The organism is Pseudoalteromonas sp. SIMBA_162, from assembly GCF_046535955.1.
Taxonomy (GTDB): Bacteria; Pseudomonadota; Gammaproteobacteria; order Enterobacterales; family Alteromonadaceae; genus Pseudoalteromonas; species Pseudoalteromonas marina.
In genome coordinates this window covers 1-270 of the sequence record NZ_JAWJBQ010000433.1, presented here as the reverse complement: position 1 = coordinate 270, position 270 = coordinate 1, and the positions used below count along the sequence as shown (strand labels likewise).

Below are 270 nucleotides of genomic sequence, written 5' to 3'. Positions count from 1 at the left end.
CGGCGCGATACAGATGCGGGGTCATGGTCAGCAGGTCCCGAATCTGCTCATTGCTGGTCAATGACAGCCCCGCATGCAGATGCTCGACCTCGCCGCTGATGGTGAAGCCAGCAGACTCGGCAGCGCTCAGTCCGGCCTCGCCACGCGCGGGCTTCAGCTCGCGGTAGAGAATCTTGCGCAACGCCAGCAGATGCTCGGCCCCCGCTTCCAGCAGCACGACGTGGCCACCGGGCTTGAGGACACGCGCGAATTCCTGCCAGACAGGGAAGC

General features: G+C 65.2%; 1 pseudogene. It reads right to left on the bottom strand.

The window, feature by feature from the left end:
• A pseudogene (locus R0J88_RS20365) lies at positions 1-270 on the bottom strand (rRNA (guanine-N1)-methyltransferase); the annotation flags it as partial.